Source organism: Bradyrhizobium sp. JYMT SZCCT0428, from assembly GCF_018131075.1.
Taxonomy (GTDB): Bacteria; Pseudomonadota; Alphaproteobacteria; order Rhizobiales; family Xanthobacteraceae; genus Bradyrhizobium.
Genome location: NZ_JAFCLS010000001.1, coordinates 169830 through 187927 on the forward strand (window position 1 = coordinate 169830; position 18098 = coordinate 187927).

General features: G+C 61.4%; 16 protein-coding genes and 1 pseudogene. 6 read left to right on the forward strand and 11 right to left on the reverse strand.

Features of this window, described 5'->3' with window-relative positions; all coding sequences use genetic code 11:
• Positions 1 to 8 precede the first annotated feature (8 nt).
• Together JQ575_RS00920 and JQ575_RS00925 are read left to right on the forward strand one after the other, a co-directional pair.
• Positions 9 to 2243 carry a CHASE3 domain-containing protein gene (locus JQ575_RS00920; RefSeq protein ID WP_212031391.1) on the forward strand — a complete coding sequence of 745 codons (2235 nt, stop codon included), beginning with the start codon at positions 9 to 11 and terminating at the stop codon, positions 2241 to 2243.
• Between the two features lie 122 nt (positions 2244 to 2365).
• Complete coding sequence (locus tag JQ575_RS00925; RefSeq protein WP_212031392.1) at positions 2366 to 2596, forward strand: hypothetical protein; 231 nt, start codon at positions 2366 to 2368, stop codon at positions 2594 to 2596.
• 140 nt (positions 2597 to 2736) lie between these two features.
• Here the strand turns inward: JQ575_RS00925 and JQ575_RS00930 are convergent, their stop codons facing one another.
• The 7 genes from JQ575_RS00930 to JQ575_RS00960 all read right to left on the reverse strand — a co-directional run bounded on the left by JQ575_RS00930 (position 2737) and on the right by JQ575_RS00960 (position 8630).
• On the reverse strand, positions 2737 to 3648 hold the full coding sequence (locus JQ575_RS00930; protein ID WP_212031393.1) for a heme o synthase: 912 nt from the start codon (positions 3646 to 3648) through the stop codon (positions 2737 to 2739).
• Between the two features lie 125 nt (positions 3649 to 3773).
• On the reverse strand, positions 3774 to 4067 hold the full coding sequence (locus JQ575_RS00935; protein ID WP_192739876.1) for a GYD domain-containing protein: 294 nt from the start codon (positions 4065 to 4067) through the stop codon (positions 3774 to 3776).
• 33 nt (positions 4068 to 4100) lie between these two features.
• Complete coding sequence (locus JQ575_RS00940) at positions 4101 to 4502, reverse strand: cytochrome C oxidase subunit IV family protein (protein WP_212031394.1); 402 nt, start codon at positions 4500 to 4502, stop codon at positions 4101 to 4103.
• Between the two features lie 9 nt (positions 4503 to 4511).
• The gene (locus JQ575_RS00945; RefSeq protein ID WP_212031395.1) at positions 4512 to 5234 is read right to left on the reverse strand and encodes a heme-copper oxidase subunit III family protein; all 723 of its coding nucleotides are present in this window, start codon (positions 5232 to 5234) and stop codon (positions 4512 to 4514) included.
• Between the two features lie 11 nt (positions 5235 to 5245).
• Entirely contained in the window at positions 5246 to 5950 is a 705-nt protein-coding gene (locus JQ575_RS00950) for a cytochrome c oxidase subunit 3 (protein ID WP_212031396.1), read from the reverse strand.
• Positions 5947 to 7722, reverse strand: coding sequence for a cbb3-type cytochrome c oxidase subunit I (locus JQ575_RS00955; RefSeq protein ID WP_212031397.1), 1776 nt, complete (start codon positions 7720 to 7722; stop codon positions 5947 to 5949). Before JQ575_RS00955 ends, JQ575_RS00950 begins: the two co-directional genes overlap by 4 nt.
• A gap of 74 nt (positions 7723 to 7796) precedes the next feature.
• Positions 7797 to 8630: a cytochrome c oxidase subunit II gene (locus tag JQ575_RS00960; RefSeq protein WP_212031398.1), complete on the reverse strand. Its 834-nt coding sequence runs from the start codon at positions 8628 to 8630 to the stop codon at positions 7797 to 7799.
• Positions 8631 to 9184: 554 nt separating this feature from the next.
• Here JQ575_RS00960 and JQ575_RS00965 point away from each other — a divergent pair.
• Positions 9185 to 10096, forward strand: coding sequence for a DUF2189 domain-containing protein (locus tag JQ575_RS00965; RefSeq protein ID WP_212031399.1), 912 nt, complete (start codon positions 9185 to 9187; stop codon positions 10094 to 10096).
• A gap of 28 nt (positions 10097 to 10124) precedes the next feature.
• On the opposite strand, the gene JQ575_RS00970 is transcribed toward JQ575_RS00965, so the two are convergent.
• A complete protein-coding gene (locus tag JQ575_RS00970) occupies positions 10125 to 11024 on the reverse strand; it encodes a DMT family transporter (protein WP_212031400.1) in 900 nt (299 codons plus the stop codon).
• 827 nt (positions 11025 to 11851) lie between these two features.
• Here JQ575_RS00970 and JQ575_RS00975 point away from each other — a divergent pair.
• Together JQ575_RS00975 and JQ575_RS00980 are read left to right on the forward strand one after the other, a co-directional pair.
• Entirely contained in the window at positions 11852 to 15625 is a 3774-nt protein-coding gene (locus tag JQ575_RS00975) for a vitamin B12-dependent ribonucleotide reductase (protein WP_212031401.1), read from the forward strand.
• Between the two features lie 156 nt (positions 15626 to 15781).
• Positions 15782 to 16663 (forward strand): ribosomal protein L7/L12, encoded by an 882-nt coding sequence (locus JQ575_RS00980; protein ID WP_212031402.1) that lies wholly within the window; start codon positions 15782 to 15784, stop codon positions 16661 to 16663.
• Between the two features lie 198 nt (positions 16664 to 16861).
• Here JQ575_RS00980 and JQ575_RS00985 read toward each other — a convergent pair whose 3' ends face one another.
• Positions 16862 to 17008 (reverse strand): hypothetical protein, encoded by a 147-nt coding sequence (locus tag JQ575_RS00985; RefSeq protein WP_212031403.1) that lies wholly within the window; start codon positions 17006 to 17008, stop codon positions 16862 to 16864.
• Positions 17009 to 17155: 147 nt separating this feature from the next.
• On the reverse strand, positions 17156 to 17362 hold the full coding sequence (locus JQ575_RS00990) for a hypothetical protein (RefSeq protein WP_212031404.1): 207 nt from the start codon (positions 17360 to 17362) through the stop codon (positions 17156 to 17158).
• Between the two features lie 226 nt (positions 17363 to 17588).
• Between JQ575_RS00990 and JQ575_RS46345 the strand changes: the two are divergent.
• Positions 17589 to 17699, forward strand: a pseudogene (locus tag JQ575_RS46345) (SDR family oxidoreductase); the annotation flags it as partial.
• Between the two features lie 203 nt (positions 17700 to 17902).
• On the opposite strand, the gene JQ575_RS01000 reads toward JQ575_RS46345, so the two are convergent.
• Positions 17903 to 18091, reverse strand: coding sequence for a hypothetical protein (locus JQ575_RS01000; protein WP_212031406.1), 189 nt, complete (start codon positions 18089 to 18091; stop codon positions 17903 to 17905).
• Positions 18092 to 18098 lie beyond the last annotated feature (7 nt).

Genomic DNA, 18098 nt, shown 5'->3' on the forward strand with positions numbered 1-18098 from the left:
AAGCGTCAATGCTCCCGCAGCGTATCATCCTTGGAATCGGCCTCGCGATCCTCATCCTTATCGGTGCTGCCTCCATTGGTCTCGACCTGAAGTCGCGGGCCGATACGGCTGCCGTCGACCACGCCCTGGAAGTGCTGAAGAGAATCTCGGATATCCGGCCGCTGCTGCGCCGCGCCGAAAGTGCCGCGCGCGGCTTTGCGCTCACCGGCAACCCGGACTTCGTGAAGGAATATAACGAGTCCAGTGACGCCATCCTGCCGGCCTTCGATGACCTGATCAAGACCGTCGAGGGCAATCCCGGCCAAACCCAGTTGCTCGAGGACGCCAAAGCCCAGGTGGCCCGCCAGATTGTGACGGGCGGCGAGTTGATCAGGCTCAAGAATGCGGGCGACCAGGCAAAAATCGCCGCATTGCTGGCCAATGACGAGGACCGCAAGGCGACGGAGACGATCGGTGAAAATCTGGCAAAGACCGTCGCCGAAGAGCGAAGGCGTCTCACGCTCCGGCGCACCCAGTCCGAAGCCAACGGCGGCTTCCTGCTGGCGGTTGACCTGGCTTGCGTGCTGCTGATCCTGATCCTGGCGACCGTCCTCACGCGCTCGACCGGCAGGTCACGCCGTGAGTTGCAGGACTCCCTCACTGCAACCAAGGCCACCAACGAGGCGCTGGAGGCCGCGGTCGCGGAACGCACCGGGCACCTGGTCACGGCCCACGAGGAACTCCGGCACTCGACCGAAGTGATGCAGAGCACCTTTCACAGCATGGCCGAGGCGGTGCTTGTCATCGACACCAAGGGCCGCGTGCTGCTCTCCAACCCGGCCGCGGAAAAGATGCTGCGCTACCGCCCGGGCATGACCGTGGAACTGCTGCGGCAGCTGAGCACCGTCTTTCGTGCCGATGGCGCCACGCCGCTGCCCACAAGGGAGATGCCGGCGGCGCGCGCGCTGCGCGGCGAGGAATTCGACGCCACCGAAATCGTGGTGCGGCCCAAGAGCGGCAGCGCGCCGGTTCACCTCGTCATCAGCGGCCGGCCGCTGCGCGACGCATCGCGCGCCATCAGCGGCGCGGCGCTGCTCTATCATGACATCACCGCGACGCGCGAAATCGAGCGCAAGCTTCAGCAATCGCAAAAACTCGACGCCATCGGCAAACTGACCGGAGGCGTCGCCCACGATTTCAACAACATGCTGACCGTCATCACCGGCACCACCGAAAGGCTGGTCGGCGCACTCGAGGACCAGCCGGCGCTGCGGAAGACCGCCGAGCTGATCGACGTGGCAGCGGAACGCTGCATCGAGCTGATCCAGCATTTGCTTGCATTTGCGCGCCGGCAACCGCTTCAGCCGCGCAATATCGACGTCAACGGCACCGTCCTCGACATCGCCAAGCTGCTGCGCCCTACCCTCGGCGAGCACATCGAGATCGACTCGATCCTCGAGCCGGAGGTTGCGGCGGCGCATATCGATCCCTCGCAGCTGGCGAACTCGCTGCTCAACATGGCGATCAATGCCCGTGACGCGATGCCCGAAGGCGGCAAGCTGTTGCTGGAGACCCGCAACGTCGTGCTCGACGAGGCCTATGCGCAGGCCAATCCCGACGTGCTGCCCGGCCCGTACGTGATGCTGGCAGTCAGCGACACCGGCACCGGCATGCCCAAGGAGATCCAGGACAAGGTGTTCGAGCCGTTCTTCACCACCAAGGAAGTCGGCAAGGGTACCGGCCTCGGCATGAGCATGGTCTACGGCTTCGTCAAGCAGTCCGGCGGCCACATCCGGATCTACAGCGAGGAAGGCCACGGCACCACGATCAAGCTTTATCTGCCACCCGCGCGCGGCCAGGCGCCGGCGGCCGTGGCCGCGGCCGCCCCGCTGGTCGGCGGCGCCGAAACCATCCTGGTGGTGGAGGACGATGATCTGGTGCGCAACTTCGTCACCACGCAGTTGCAGACCCTCGGCTACCAGACCCTCGATACCGCAGACGGTCCCTCGGCGCTGCAGGCCGTGAAAAACGGATTGCCATTCGACCTGCTCTTCACCGACGTGATCCTGCCCAACGGCATGTCCGGCAGGCAACTCGCCGACGAAGTCGTCAAACACCGGCCCGGTATAAGAGTGTTGTATACCTCTGGATATACCGACAACGCGATCGTGCACCAGGGGCGGCTCGACCCCGGCGTCTTGCTGCTGAGCAAGCCCTATCGCAAGTCGCAACTGGCAAAAATGATCCGCCAGGCGCTGGATTAGAGCCTTATCGGTTCAGATCGAAGCAGAACCGCGGACTCATCACCGCGTAGGAACGAATCCTACCACCTGGCGCTTGAATCCCGGTTCTGTTCGGTGTGGCAACCATGAACTGAGAGGCGAAAATGTTCCTGATGGGGCTTGGCGCGCTGCTCGTTCTCGGCGGAGTGTTGTACATGGCGCGCACCGCCATTTGGCGGGGATCGCTCAGCGGCCCGGACTCTTCCCGGCCGGTTCGCGGCACTCTGGAGCCGCCACGGCGCAGCCTCCGATTCCTGGGGCTGGCAACGAACTGGCCGGGCATTCTCCTTATGGTGATCGGTGCAATTCTGTTGGTGTCGGGATCGGGTTTCTAGCCTCGCCACGGGTGTGCTTCCAAACAATGAACAGCGCCGCGGCGTCAAAGTCGAACGGGTGAAGCGCGGATGGGCAGTCCCTTCAAATGACCCTAAGGCCCCGGAGCGATCCGGGGCCTTTTTGTTCGATCATACATTGGTTAGTGGGACTGAACGGAGGGTACAGTATCCATCAGCAACACCCCAAAAAGCAGGACCAGATAGAGCATCGAGAACACGAACAGGTGACGCGCAGGCCGCCTCTCGGTGTCATTGCTCCGACGTACCTGCCATGAGAGAAAAATCATGACTGCTCCAAGCATCGCTGCCGCCGCGCCATAGATGGCGCCCGCAAACCCCAGTGCCCAGGGTGTCAGCGAGGTTGCAGCCAGAACAACGGTATAGAGCAGAATCTGGCGCTTCGTTTCGGCCTTGCCGGCTACGACCGGCAACATCGGCACCCCAGCTCTGGCATACTCTCCGGCAAGATTGAGCGACAACGCCCAGAAGTGGGGTGGCGTCCACAGGAAGATAATCAGGAACAGGATCAGCGGTTCGATCCCGACACTTCCCGTGGCCGCAACCCAGCCGATCACCGGAGGGAGTGCGCCAGCCGCACCGCCAATGACGATGTTTTGCGGTGTCCGGCGTTTGAGCCACATCGTGTAGACGACGACATAGAAGAAAATCGTGAAAGCCAGCAGCGCAGCCGCGGCCATGTTCAGCAAAGTGCCGAGAGCCAGAATGGCGCAGCTTCCAAGCGTCAATCCGAAAACCAATGCTTCCGGGCGCGATACACGGCCGCTCGGAATCGGACGCATGGCGGTACGCGCCATCACCGCATCGATGTCGGCGTCGTACCACATATTGAGCGCACCTGCGGCGCCCGCCCCGGCAGCTATGCAAAGAAGAGCAACGGCACCGGCGAAGGGATCGATGTCGCCTGGTGCAACCATGAGACCAACCAGTGCGGTAAAGACGACCAGCGACATAACGCGCGGTTTCGTCAGCGCGACATAGTCCCCGATGCCGGCGTAGCTCCCGCGAAGGAGCATCGAACGATTGATCTGCATGAGATTAATGCCTCCTCTTGCCGGCGACATGGCGACGTCTGCGTCGTAAAAAGCGATGCGATCGTCCTGAAAGATCCCTTTGCAAAACCAGATCTGAAAAAGTCACGAGCACACCTTTGTGCCGTCTAGCCCAACGATTTGATGATTTCCCGATAGGCTGTTTCAGGAAACGCTTTCAGCGTGCGCGTCCGGATGTTTCCCTGCATGCCCATTTGCAGGCTGAAACGTGCCGCCACGGCGTCGTCAGGAGCTTCGTAGATCGCGACGATGTCAAAGTCGCCCATGGTCAGGAAAAAGAACTTGAACTCGCCGCTCATCTCCGTCAGCGCTTTCTTTGCTGCGTCCAGACGGTTTGGCGAGTCCTTCACCTTCAGGATGCCCTGCTCGGTCCAGTTTGCAAGCATGACATATGTGGTCATGGCCATCCTCCCTTTGGCACGAGGCAACGGCGCCTACGTCGCAGGCGCGAAGAACAGCACCCGGATGAGGTGCGTGTAGTCGGATTCGAACACCATGATCGCCACGAACACCAAGACCAGCACCGGCGGCAGCAGGATGGCATAGCTCAAGGCCAGCCGCTCCCAGGCCATGTGCATGAAGACGGCGACGATCAAGCCGGCTTTCAAAATCATGAACAGCAGGATCAGCGACCATCTGAGATAGCCCTGGAAGTGAAAGTAATCGACGAGATAGGAGCAGGCGCTGAGGACGAACAGCCATCCCCAGACCACGAGATAAAGCTTGATCGGGTGCTGCTGGCCCTTTACGTGCGCGGCTCCCGATGCGGGCACGTCATGCACATGCGCGTGCAGCGAAGGTTGCTGGGCTTCCAGATGTACTGCCACGTTTGTCATGCGCCGACCTCACCAAAGATAAAAGAAGGCAAAGATGAACACCCACACCAGATCGACGAAGTGCCAGTACAGGCCCATGATTTCGACGATCTCGTAGTGTCCCTTTCTGCTCGTGAAGAAGCCGCGCCTTTCGACGTCGAAGTCTCCCCGCCAGACCTTTCGCGCGATGGCGATCAGGAAAATCACACCGAACGTCACGTGAGTGCCGTGGAAGCCGGTGATCATGAAGAAACTCGAGCCGAACTGCGCCGCGCCCCAGGGGTTTTCCCAGGGCCGTACGCCCTCCATGATCAGCTTGGTCCATTCGAAGGCCTGCATTCCGACGAACGTTGCGCCAAGCGCCGCGGTGACCAGCATCAGGACTGCGGTTTTGACGCGATCGCGGCGGTAACCGAAATTGACGGCCATCGCCATGGTGCCGCTGCTGGAGATCAGGACGAAGGTCATGATGGCGATCAGGATGAGCGGGATATGATGCCCGCCAATCGTGAGCGCGAATACCTCGCTCGGATTCGGCCACGGCACCGTCGTGGACATTCGCGCGGTCATGTAGGACAGCAGGAAACAGCTGAAGATAAAGGTGTCGCTCAGGAGGAAGATCCACATCATGGCCTTCCCCCAGGAGACATTCTTGAACGCGCGCTGATCCGAGGACCAGTCGTCGGCAAAGCCCCGCAAGCCGGCGGCCGGCGCGGGCGATGCTCCAGGGTTTGTCAGCAACGTTTCTGCCATCTGGTCTCTCCTTAAGTGAGCAACCTGCGACAGATGTCGACGAAATCGTCCGTCCAGCCCGTCAGCAGACCAAGCAAGACCAGCCAGACCAACAGCAGGAAATGCCAGTAGATCGTGCAGAGCTCCACGCTCAGGCGCACCTGCGCCATCTCGGCGCCGCGCCACACCCTGGCAGTCGCTCTGCCGAGCGCCACCAGGCCGCCCATCAGGTGCAGCCCGTGCGCCGCGGTCATCATGTAGAAGAAGGAATTGGCTGGATTGGACGCGACGAAATAACCCGCAGCACGCAGCTGTTGCCACGCCAGCAGTTGCCCAATCAGGAATGTAACCGCGGACGCGCCGCCTGCGCAGAGACCGACGATCACACCGTCCATGTTGTTCCGGTGTGCGGCCATTTGTGCCCATTGCAGCGCGACACTGCTCAGGACAAGGACGCCCGTGTTGAACCACAGCAGCGAAGGCACGGGCATCGTGCGCCAGTCCACCATGTTCATGCGCATGGAGTACGCGCTGATGAAGAGTGCGAACAGCGAACCGGCGACAGCGAGAAACACCCCCAATCCGATCTTGGCTGCCGGCAGGGTGATGGCACCCGTGCCCGGGAAATCATCGATCGAACCTTCTTCCAGCCAGGGTTTGGCTGTCAGCCGTTGCTGCGAGAGCCACCATCCGGCGATGACCGCTATGACCGCCATGAACAGGATGATGGCGCTCACGGCGCAGCTCCCTGAACGGCCGGCGTCGCCCGCGGCTGGTTCTGCGGAATGAAGTCCTGCGCAGCACCGGGCACGCTGTAGTCATACGCCCATCGGTAGACCACCGGGAGCTCCTTGCCCCAGTTGCCGTGCCCGGGCGGGGTTTCCGGCGTCTGCCACTCGAGTGTTGTCGCCCGCCATGGATTGCCACCCGAAGGCCTGCCCTTGAACAGGCTCCAGACGAGATTGAACAGGAACACCATCTGGGCGAAGCCCACGATCAAGGCCATGACGGTGATGAAGGCATTGAGCGTATGGGTCGATGACGGGATGAACGCTGCCTCACCGATGTCGTGATAGCGGCGCGGAACGCCGAGCAGTCCAATGTAATGCATGGGGAAGAAGATCAGATAGGCGCCGAGGAACGTCACCCAGAAATGAAACTTGCCCATCCAGTCATCCAGCATTCGCCCGGTGACCTTGGGGTACCAATGGTAGATCGCGCCCAGCACGACCATGATTGGCGCCACGCCCATCACCATGTGGAAATGCGCGACGACGAACATGGTATCCGACAGCGGGACGTCCACGACGACGTTGCCGAGGAAGAGGCCCGTGAGCCCGCCGTTCACGAACGTGATGATGAAGCCGAGCGCGAACAGCATCGGCACGGTGAGATGAATGTCGCCGCGCCACAGGGTCAGCACCCAGTTATAGACCTTGATGGCGGTCGGGATGGCGATGATGAGCGTCGTGGTCGCGAAGAAGAACCCGAACTTCGGGTGCATGCCGCTCACATACATGTGGTGCGCCCACACGACGAAGCTGAGAGCGCCGATTCCCACGATCGCCCAAACCATCATGCGATAGCCGAAGATGTTCTTGCGCGCGTGGGTAGAGATCAGATCGGAAACGATGCCGAAGGCCGGCAGCGCGACGATGTAGACTTCCGGATGGCCGAAGAACCAGAAAAGGTGCTGGAACAGGATCGGGCTGCCCCCGCCATACTTCATCTGCTGGCCCATCTCGACGAGTGCGGGCATGAAGAAGCTGGTTCCCAGCAGACGGTCGAACAGCATCATGACCGAGGCGACGAACAGCGCCGGGAAGGCCAGCAGCGCCATCACGGTGGCCGTGAAAATGCCCCACACCGTCAACGGCATCCGCATCAACGTCATGCCGCGTGTGCGCGCCTGCAGCACCGTCACCACATAATTCAGCCCGCCCATGGTGAAGCCGATGATGAACAGGATCAGCGAGACCAGCATGAGAACGATGCCCCAATCCTGCCCGGGGGTGCCGGAGAGAACCGCCTGCGGTGGGTAGAGCGTCCAGCCGGCGCCGGTGGGCCCGCCCGGCACGAAAAAGGTCGACGCCAGCACCAGGACTGCGAGCAGGTAGATCCAGTAGCTCAGCATGTTCACATAGGGGAAAACCATGTCCCGGGCGCCGACCATCAGCGGGATGAGGTAGTTGCCGAAACCTCCCAGGAACAATGCCGTGAGCAGATAGATCACCATGATCATGCCGTGCATGGTGATGAACTGGAGGTACTGGCTTGCATCGATAAAGGAGAACGTGCCGGGAAATCCCAGCTGCAGTCGCATCAGCCACGACAGCACCAGGGCCACCAACCCGATTGCGGACGCCGTCAGCGAGTACTGGATGGCGATGACTTTGGCGTCCTGCGAAAAGACGTACTGCGTCCACCAGCTTCTGGGATGATAGAGTTCAACCTCCGGCACTTCGGCAGGCGGAGCGTCCGCGCGTGCGTCATATGGGACATCGACCATAGAAAACCCTCCTTGGTCGTTTCCATCGGGGCGATCAGTTCACGCGCCCGATCGATCTTCGCAGCGGCGCCTTCCTACTTGCCGCCGGATTTGTACGTCGCCTTCGTCACGGCGTTTCGGCCTGACAGTTCTGCAAAGGTCTTCTGCGTCTCCAGCCAGGCGTGATACTCGCCTTCTTCCTGGACGATGACCTTGGCCCGCATCTGCGCGTGCGCCACGCCACACAACTCGGCGCAGAGCACATCGAATGTTCCGGTCCGGATCGGGGTCATCCAGAAATAGGTGACCATGCCAGGAACCATGTCCATCTTGGCCCGGAACTCCGGCACATAGAAGTTGTGCAGGACATCGAGGGAGCGGAGCAAAACCTTGACCGGCTTCCCGATCGGAAGGTGCAAGTCGCCGCTTTCGATCACGACGTCGTCTTGTCCATTCGGATCGTCGCGATTCAAGCCCATCGGGTTTTCGGGACTGATGTTGCGGACATTGGTTGTGCCCATCCGGCCATCCTTCCCCGGAAGGCGGAAGCTCCATTGCCACTGCTGGCCCATGACCTCGATCTCGGTGGCGTCAGCCGGAACCGTGACGAACTGATGCCAGACGAATAGGCCGGGCGCCAACATGGCTCCGACGCCGACCGCAGTCCCGATGGTGAGCCACCATTCGAGCTTCTTGTTTTCGGGATTGTAGGCCGCCCGCCTTCCCTCCTTGTGATGAAAGCGGAAGACGCAATAGGCCATGAACGCGATCACCGCGAAGAACACCGCTCCGGTGATCCAGAAGGTGATGCTGATGGTGTGGTCGATGTAGCTCCAGTTGGTGGCGATCGGCGTCCACCACCACGGGCTGTAGATGTGAAACAGCACCGAGCCGACTGCGACCAGAAGCAGTATGAGTGCGACAGCCATCCTTCAGTCCTCCTTGCCATTCAAGGCAACGGAGACGGATTAAGGGGCGCAGCTCACACTATCACGATGGCCGACTTCACATGCGCCATCGCAGTGTGTCTTGCCTCGCCCATTTGACCGGTCGCGACATCCAAACGTGGCACGGAGCACACGTTACGACCGCTAACCATCGGATCCGGGGCGTCAGAGAGTAAGATGGTACGCGTCCAGCCGCGCGTCAATAGATGATAGAGGACTACCTCGTCGGAGCGCCAGACTGATGCCGCAAGCAGCGCGTGTCAGCCGGCACAGTCATTCGATGATGACGCAACGCACCAATGACTACCCAATGACTGCGAACGTGCACACTTCACCGAACCGTGAGCGCTGCCTGATCCCAATCGCGTTAATCTGGCTCTGCAGGTCGCGACAAGTTTCGTCCGGCTAAGCTCCTCTTCGTTGACCTCGGGTTTGCCGTACTCGGCTCGATCGCGTTTCTCGCACATAGCGACGAACACGCGTGCTTGGAAACTCGCGTCGTTTACGCCGCGACTTTCAGCACGGGAGGTGCGTCGATGGCCACTCTGTATTCCGACAACATCGCAAGAGTTGGACGCCACGTATTCGGGGACGCGGCCACATATCCGATTCGCAAAATCGGACTGTCCGACCTGCACGAGGCGCTGCGCCTGGGCTGGGAAGACTTCAAGGCAATGCCAAGCCACGCGGTCGTCGTGTGCGTGATCTATCCCGTGCTCGGTCTTGCCCTGTTCAGGATGGTGCTTGGCTATTCGGTACTGCCTCTGCTGTTTCCGCTGGCAGCCGGGTTCGCCTTGCTTGGACCGTTTGCCGCGATCGGTCTGTACGAGCTCAGCCGCCGCCGCGAGCGCGGCGAGGAAGTCGACGTATCGAAGGCGCTTCACGTGCTGCGCGCGCCGGCTTTCGGCGCCATGATCGAACTCGGCATTCTCCTGCTCGTCCTGTTCGGAGCCTGGATCGGCGTCGCGAACGCCATCTACGTTTCGATCTTCGGCCACGCTCCGGCGGCGAGCATCCCTGACTTCGCAACGCGCGTGCTGACGACGCCGGAAGGATGGTCGCTCATCATCGTCGGATGCGGCGTCGGTTTTCTGTTCGCGGTCGTAGCCCTGTGCGTCAGCGTCGTATCGTTTCCGTTGATGCTCGACCGGCATGCGACGGCGATAGACGCGATCCGGACCTCGATCTGGGCCGTGATGAAAAATCCGGTTGCGATGGCCGCGTGGGGGCTGATTGTCGCCGCGCTGCTGGTGATCGGTTCGCTACCGCTGTTCGTTGGCCTGGCCGTCGTTCTGCCGTTGCTCGGTCATGCCACCTGGCATCTGTACCGGAAAGTGGTGGAGCCGGATCCCAATCCTCCACAGGAGGAAGAACCCCACCTTCGCAAGGGACACCGCTACGCGGCGGATTTCCCGGCCAACCTGTTCCCGTGGAGCCGCGAGAAGTAACAGCAAGTGATACGAGGCTGCTAAGCCGTTACGACCGCGTCGCCAGCACCACGCCCGCCAGCGTGAACAGCAGCGCCACGATCTGGACCGGGCCCAGCGGCTCGCCCAGGGCTGCCGCCGACGCCACCACGCCGATGACCGGCACCGCCATGGTGCCGATCGCGGCGACCGAGGCCGGCAGCCGCGACAGCGCGGCGAACCAGCTGACATAGGCGATGCAGAACTGGATCACGGTGGAATAGATCAGCAGCCACCAGCCGATCTGGCTGACCTTGCCGAGATCCGTGGTCTCGATCGCGAGGCCGACGATCGCGACCGGAAAACAGCCGAGCCCGATCTGCCAGGCGGCGGCCGGGATCGGCGGCATGTCGAGAGGCAGTTTCTTGGCAAGCACCGTTCCGAGCGCAAAACCCATCGAGCCGGCCAGCGCCATCACGATCCCCGGCAGTTTGGCCGCTGACGCCGTCACCCCATTGCCGCCCATGATGGCCGCTAAGCCTGCGAACGCCATCACCAGCGAGACCGTGCGCAATAACGTGGGCCGCTCGCCCAGCACCGGCCAGGCCAACAGCGAGGCCCAGACCGGCATCGTGTAGGCGATCAGCGCGGTTTCGCTGGCTGGCAGCCACAGCAGCGCCAGCCCCATCAGCACCATCCACCCCGTAACGTTGAGCGTTGCGGCCAGCATCAGCCGCGGCCACAGCGCCCGGTCGACCCGCAGCGTCTGTCCCCGCCCCAGCGCCAGCGCCGCCAGCAGCAAGGCCCCGATCACGCCGGTGACGCCGCGCAGGGTCAGCGGCGGCAGCTCGCCGAGCAGGAATTTTGTGACCGGCCAGTTAAAGCCCCAGCCCACCGAGGTGATGGCGAGGAACATGAGGCCGGCGGGTGCGATACGCGCACGCGCGGCTGGTGGCACAGGATCTGTCATGAACGACCGGCAAGGACCGAAAAGGAATCGGTGAAAGGAGAATCGGCTCAAGAATCAGCCGGGGGAATCGGCGGCGACTTTGGCCCTTATCGGGGCTAGCTACCATCGGCTCGCCGGCATGCCAGGGTGGAGTTCTCCGTAGCCTTACGTGAGTCTTGGGAGCGCAATCCCGGAAGGCCCGGAAGAGGCGAATAAATACTTGTCCTGTGAACAGCCGGGAGAAGCCTTCGCTCCACAGGCCCGCAACATTTTTTTCCTTGTCGAATCTGTGAGGACTCACTGATACTTGGGCCGATCACAGGCGCGAGATCACCCCCTGTTATCCCCCACTTTTCACCATATTTAGTATTTGATTCAGGAACTCGTACTAGTCCTTGACGGGCGTAACGGACTTGGCCTAGCTTTCTTCCTGTTCGGCGCGAGTGTGTTTTGGGTCCCCGCCGGTCATCCCAAATGGGTTCCGAAACGACCACTCCGCCCGCCAGTCAAGGCTGCGGGAGAGGACTTTTCTGCCCTCAAAAACCGGGCAGTTCGGGGCGCGAAAACGGGGCCGCAAGGCCCAAAAAAAGCGGGCCGGAACAGGCCCAAAGTGACGCAGCAAGTGAAGCGTTGGGGCGTTGATTGCATGACCTGGAAGGCCCGGATCGGGAGCCAGGAAATGCCAGAGAGACAGACCGGGTTCACCGGTTGAGCTGCGGATCAAGGGATCAGGGTTGCCAGGGCTATTGTTATAGTCCCGACGCAGCCATGGTTCGGGAGGTCCGCTCAAGGATAACATTCCGGAACCCGCGAGATGCGGACCGGTCAGAAGAAGACGGGGCACGACCATGCGAATCGAACGGCGCAACACGACTCAAGGCCAGTCACCCTACGCAGGGATTGATTTCAGATTAACGACATCGGAGATCCGCAATCCCGATGGTTCGATCGTGTTCCGGCTGGAAAACGTCGAGGTGCCCCAGTTCTGGTCGCAGGTCGCCTCCGACGTCCTGGCGCAGAAGTACTTTCGTAAGGCCGGCGTCGCCGCGCGCCTGAAGAAGGTCGAGGAAGAGACCGTGCCGTCCTGGCTGTGGCGCTCGGTGCCCGACACCGAGGCCTTGGCCCTGCTGCCTGAGAACGAGCGCTTCGTCAGCGAGCTCAGCGCAAAACAGGTGTTCGACCGCCTCGCCGGCTGCTGGACCTATTGGGGCTGGAAGGGCAGCTACTTCTCGAGCGAAGAAGACGCGCAGGCGTTCTTCGACGAGCTGCGCTTCATGCTCGCCAAGCAGATGGTCGCGCCGAACTCGCCGCAGTGGTTCAACACTGGCCTGCACTGGGCCTACGGCGTCGATGGCCCCGGCCAGGGCCACTACTATGTGGACTGGAAGACCGGCAAACTCACAAAGTCAAAATCGGCTTACGAGCATCCGCAGCCGCACGCCTGCTTCATCCAGGGCGTCGATGACGACCTCGTCAACGAGGGCGGCATCATGGACCTCTGGGTCCGCGAAGCCCGCCTGTTCAAATACGGCTCCGGCACCGGCTCCAACTTCTCGCGTTTGCGCGGCGAAGGCGAGCGCCTGTCCGGCGGCGGCCGCTCATCCGGCCTGATGAGCTTCCTCAAGATCGGCGACCGCGCAGCCGGCGCGATCAAGTCCGGCGGCACGACGCGCCGCGCGGCCAAGATGGTCGTGGTCGACGCCGACCATCCTGATATCGAGACCTATATCGACTGGAAGGTGAAGGAGGAGCAGAAGGTCGCGGCGCTCGTCACCGGCTCCAAGATCAACCAGAAGCATTTGAAAGCCGTGCTGAAGGCCTGCGTCAATTGCGAAGGCTCCGGCGACGACTGCTTCGATCCGGAAAAGAACCCGGCGCTCCGCCGCGAGATCAAGCTCGCGCGCCGCGCGCTGGTGTCCGACAACGTCATCAAGCGCGTGATCCAATTTGCAAAACAGGGCTACAAGGACATCGACTTCCCGACCTACGACACCGACTGGGATTCGGAAGCCTACCTCACGGTATCAGGCCAGAACTCCAACAACTCGGTCTCGCTGAAGGACGATTTCCTCCGCGCCGTTGAGACCGATGGCGACTGGAATCTGATCGGCCGCACCAGCAAGAAGGTGACGAAGACGCTGAAGGCCCGGGATCTCTGGGAGAAGATCGGTCACGCCGCCTGGGCGTCGGCCGATCCCGGCCTGCACTTCAACACCACCATGAACGACTGGCACACCTGCAAGGCGTCCGGCGACATCCGCGCCTCCAATCCGTGCTCGGAATACATGTTCCTGGACGACACCGCCTGCAATCTGGCGTCCGCGAACCTGATCACGTTCTACTCGACCACGACAAAGCGCTTCGACGTCGAGGCGTATGAGCATTTGTGCCGGCTCTGGACCGTCGTGCTCGAAATCTCCGTGATGATGGCGCAGTTCCCGTCGAAGGCGATCGCCGAACTCTCCTACGAGTTCCGCACGCTCGGCCTCGGCTTTGCCAACATCGGCGGCCTGCTGATGACCATGGGCCTGCCCTACGACTCCAAGGAAGGCCGCGCGCTGTGCGGCGCGCTGACCGCTGTTATGACCGGCGTGTCCTATGCGACCTCGGCCGAGATGGCCAAGGAATTGGGCCCCTTCCCCGGCTACAAGAAGAACGCGGCGCACATGCTGCGCGTGATCCGCAACCACCGCCGCGCCGCCCATGGTGAAAGCCGTGGCTATGAGGCGCTCGCGGTCAACCCGGTGCCGCTGGATTACGCCAGCGTGACGCAGACCGACATCGTCGAGCACGCCAAGGCCGCCTGGGACCTCGCGCTGCAGCTTGGCGAAGCCCATGGCTACCGCAACGCGCAGACCACGGTGGTGGCGCCGACCGGCACCATCGGCCTCGTGATGGATTGCGACACCACCGGCATCGAGCCTGATTTTGCGCTGGTGAAATTCAAGAAGCTCGCCGGCGGCGGCTACTGGAAGATCATCAACCAGGCCGTTCCCGTCGCGCTGCGCACGCTCGGCTACCGCGAAGCTGATATCGCCGAGATCGAGGCCTATGCCGTCGGCCACGGCTCGCTCTCCAACGCGCCCGGCGTCAACGTCTCCACCCTCAAGGCCAAGGGCTTTACCGACGAAGCCCTGGCAAAAGTGGAAGCCGCGCTGCCGACCGCCTTCGACATCAAGTTCGCCTTCAACAAGTGGACCTTTGGTGAAGAATTCCTGCGCGAGACGCTGAAGCTGGCGCCGGAAGTGATCGCCGCCCCCGGTTTTGACCTGCTCGCCGCCGTCGGCTTCACCAAGCGCGAGATCGAAGCCGCCAACGTGCACATCTGCGGCGCGATGACGGTCGAGGGCGCTCCGCATCTGAAGGCCGAGCACTATCCGGTGTTCGACTGCGCCAACCCCTGCGGCAAGATCGGCAAGCGGTATCTTTCCGTGGAAAGCCACATCCGCATGATGGCGGCCTCGCAGCCCTTCATCTCGGGTGCGATCTCAAAAACCATCAACATGCCGAACGACGCCACCGTCGAGGATTGCAAGTCGGCGTATTTGCTGTCCTGGAAACTGGCGCTGAAGGCCAACGCGCTCTACCGCGACGGCTCAAAGCTGTCGCAGCCGCTGAACTCGCAGCTCATCAGCGATGATGACGACGAGGATGATGCGACCGACGCGTATTACGACAAGCCGATGGCCGCGCGTACCGCACAGGTCTCGGAAAAGATCGTGGAGAAACTGGTCGAGCGCATCGTCGTAATGCGCGAGCGCGAGAAGATGCCGGATCGCCGCAAGGGCTACACCCAGAAGGCGGTCGTCGGCGGCCACAAGGTCTATCTGCGCACCGGCGAATATGACGACGGCCGGATCGGCGAGATCTTCATCGACATGCACAAGGAAGGCGCGGCGCTGCGCTCCTTCATCAACAACTTTGCGATCGCGGTCTCGCTCGGCCTGCAATATGGCGTGCCGCTGGAAGAATATGTCGACGCCTTCACCTTCACCCGCTTCGAGCCGGCGGGCCCCGTGCAGGGCAACGACTCAATCAAGTACGCAACCTCGATCCTCGACTACGTGTTCCGCGAGCTCGCGGTCAGCTACATGAGCCGCTTCGACCTCGCCCATGTCGATCCCACCGAGTCGAATTTCGACGCGCTCGGCAAGGGCGTCGAGGAAGGCAAGGAGCCGGCCGATCATGGCCACCAGGCGACCAAGTATCTGTCCAAGGGCCTCACCCGCTCGCGCACGGATAATCTGGTTGTCATGCGCGGCGGCTCGACCGCCGTCTCCTCCGGCTCCGACCAGGCGCCGACAGGCGGCTCCCGCGTCACCTCGCTCGCCGCCCACGGCGCCACCTCCCGCGCCGCCGATGCCGTCGAAGGCGCCGTCGCCCTGAAGCAGGAAGCCCAGCACGACCTGTCCCCGACGGAAAAGCTGGAAGCCCTGCAATGGAGCAAGGCCGGCGCGGCGCAAGCCGCCCAGCCCACCGTGACCAAAGCCGAACGCCGCGCCGAGGCCAAGGCGCGCGGCTACGAAGGCGAGATGTGCTCGGAGTGCGGCAACTTTACTCTCGTCCGCAATGGGACGTGCATGAAGTGCGATACGTGTGGCAGCACGACGGGCTGCAGCTGAGCAATCAGCGATCGTCATGCCCGGGCTTGACCCGGGCAAAGGGGTGGCCGAACGGCCACCCCTTTTTTGCTCGCGCTATAGTTGCGCCCCACTTGAACGCACCTATATAATCGGCATTTACTTCCATCGGCTTCAGCTACGAGGCGATTGAGTTTCATGAGTGTAACCGTAACTTCCGCCGAAGGTATCTCGAAAACCCGATACTGTTTTGTCGTAGGGCCTATAGGCAAGGATGGCAGCCCAGAAAGGAAGCATGCCGACTTGCTCCTGAACGCCGTCATCAGACACGTTCTGGAGAACGAGGAATTTGGATACAAAGTCAAAAGAGCGGATGAAGATGCCGATCCAGGGATGATTGGCGACCGCGTCATTACCGATGTAATCAATTCTTCTTTGGTGGTCGCCGACCTTACCGATCTAAACCCAAACGCCTTCTATGAGCTCGGAATTCGTCATTCAACTGAACTACCGACCATCCATATAGCCAAGGCCGGAACCTCCCTGCCTTTTGATAACGTTGCTCACCGGACAATCTTTGTCGATCTGGGCGACTGGCACAGCATCGAGCAGGCGCGAGAGCGTTTGGCCAGCTCAGTGCGGGCGACGTGCATGCCGGGCTACAAGGTCAGCAACCCAATCACGCAGGCAAATGCGAGCTTCAAAATGCGACAAAGCGACGATCCGCGCGATCGGATAATCGCCGAAATGCAAGAGCGCATGTTTACTCTCGAGAACGCAATTGCAAACGCTACTAACCGGCCCGAACCCGAGCCGGAGCGCATTGAACATAGCCCGGTGCATGCTGGAGTATTTAACATTCTTGTTGCGCTGCATCGCGGAGAAAAAATTGAAGCAATCAAGGCCTATCGCGCAGCAACAGGCGCGGGATTAAAGGAAGCGAAGGACTTCATTGAGGCTGTCCAGGATGATCGGAAGATCGACGCCATTAAGATACATCGGATGGTAACCAAGGCCGGACTCGCGGAGGCGAAAGAAATTGTCGAAGTCCTGCAGCAAGCTTGCGGTGCGCGGACATAAGCTCGTAGGGATTGGAGCCGAGGGCGCAATCCGCTGTTTACATACTCAGTTACACCTTCGGCAATCCGCCTCATCGCCACCAACCTTGTTCAGCATACTCCAAGGCGGCGGATTACGCCTTGCTAACTAATCCGTCCTACCGCGCTCAAGGATTATCGACAATGAAAGCCCCGCCGGCGAGAACCGGCGGCTTTGAAATCAAAGGCTATAGCTCGTCACAAAGACCTCTTTCATTGTCACTACGAGGAAGTCCTTCTGCCCTTCGCCGGCTTTGCGTCCTCCGGTGACGTTATCCAGTGCTTCGTCGGAGATTTTGTCGCTCGCCTGAACCTGCTCGGTCTTCATTGTCCCGCTCCGTGTTGTGTGGCGCTGTGCGCCGTTGAACTGGAGCGAGTATGCCGGGCGGCGATCAGGCTTACCGTGACGTGCGTCACAAAGGAAAAGCCCCGCCGGTTAGGGCGGGGCTAAAGCAGCGCTCTTGGCGCGCTGCTCTTATTTTCCGCCCTTGGGCTTTATGCTGAGACCCTTCAGCGTGCCCTCCGCACCCTCGGTGATCTTGTCGAGGCCCATCCGAATCCCCGTTCCAACAGCAAACGAGCCTACAATGACGGCGATATACACAAAGCCGCCAGACACCGCGTCGAGTTCGTTGTCAGTAAGAGCGGGCATCGTGTTCATATGTGAAGAGTGGGTCTGCATGACGAGCCTCCAGTTTGGTTGGGGTCGGGATCATCCAGACCGTGCTCTTGGCTAGAGCGAGCCCGGGACGGGCGCTGTGAGCAACATCACACTGTCCCGCCTGCGCACCATCGGCACACAGGCAGGCTGGCCGCAATGAACCCCGAGCGTCAATGCCGTGGCGACGTTCGATAAGGAGATAGTGCCACGATCGTGTCTTGCTGCCGTCGTCTGTCCACCACGTCGCTCGGGGCGGATAGGCAAGGTCGAGGAGATCGCCGCAGCCGTGGCGTTCTTCGCGTCAAACGACGCGTCCTACATCACCGGCGAAACGCTGCACGTGACGGGCGGCCTGCACCGACAGGCGCGCGTTCATTGCCATATCTCGTCATGCCCGGCCTTGTGCCGGGCATCCACGTCTTGGCTTCCACTCAGCAAGAAAGACGTGGATGGCCGGGCATAGGCGAGCGGAAGCGACGCCGTCCTACAGACGGCTATGCCCGGCCATGACGAAAAGCGAGTTCATCCTGTTGAAGCCGCTTCAGCCCCGGCAGCACACCCTTAGGCGACCATCGTCCGGCCGCCGCCGAAGTTGATATTCGCCCACGGCGAATAAAACTGCTTGACCCAGTTCAGGTACTGGATCTCGCCTTCGATCGCGCGCCGTCCTCCGCTCACCTGGTCGAGTTCGACGACCGACAATTCGACCGTGTCCTGCAGGCTGACGAGTTCATCCTTCCGCGTCTTCATGTTCTGC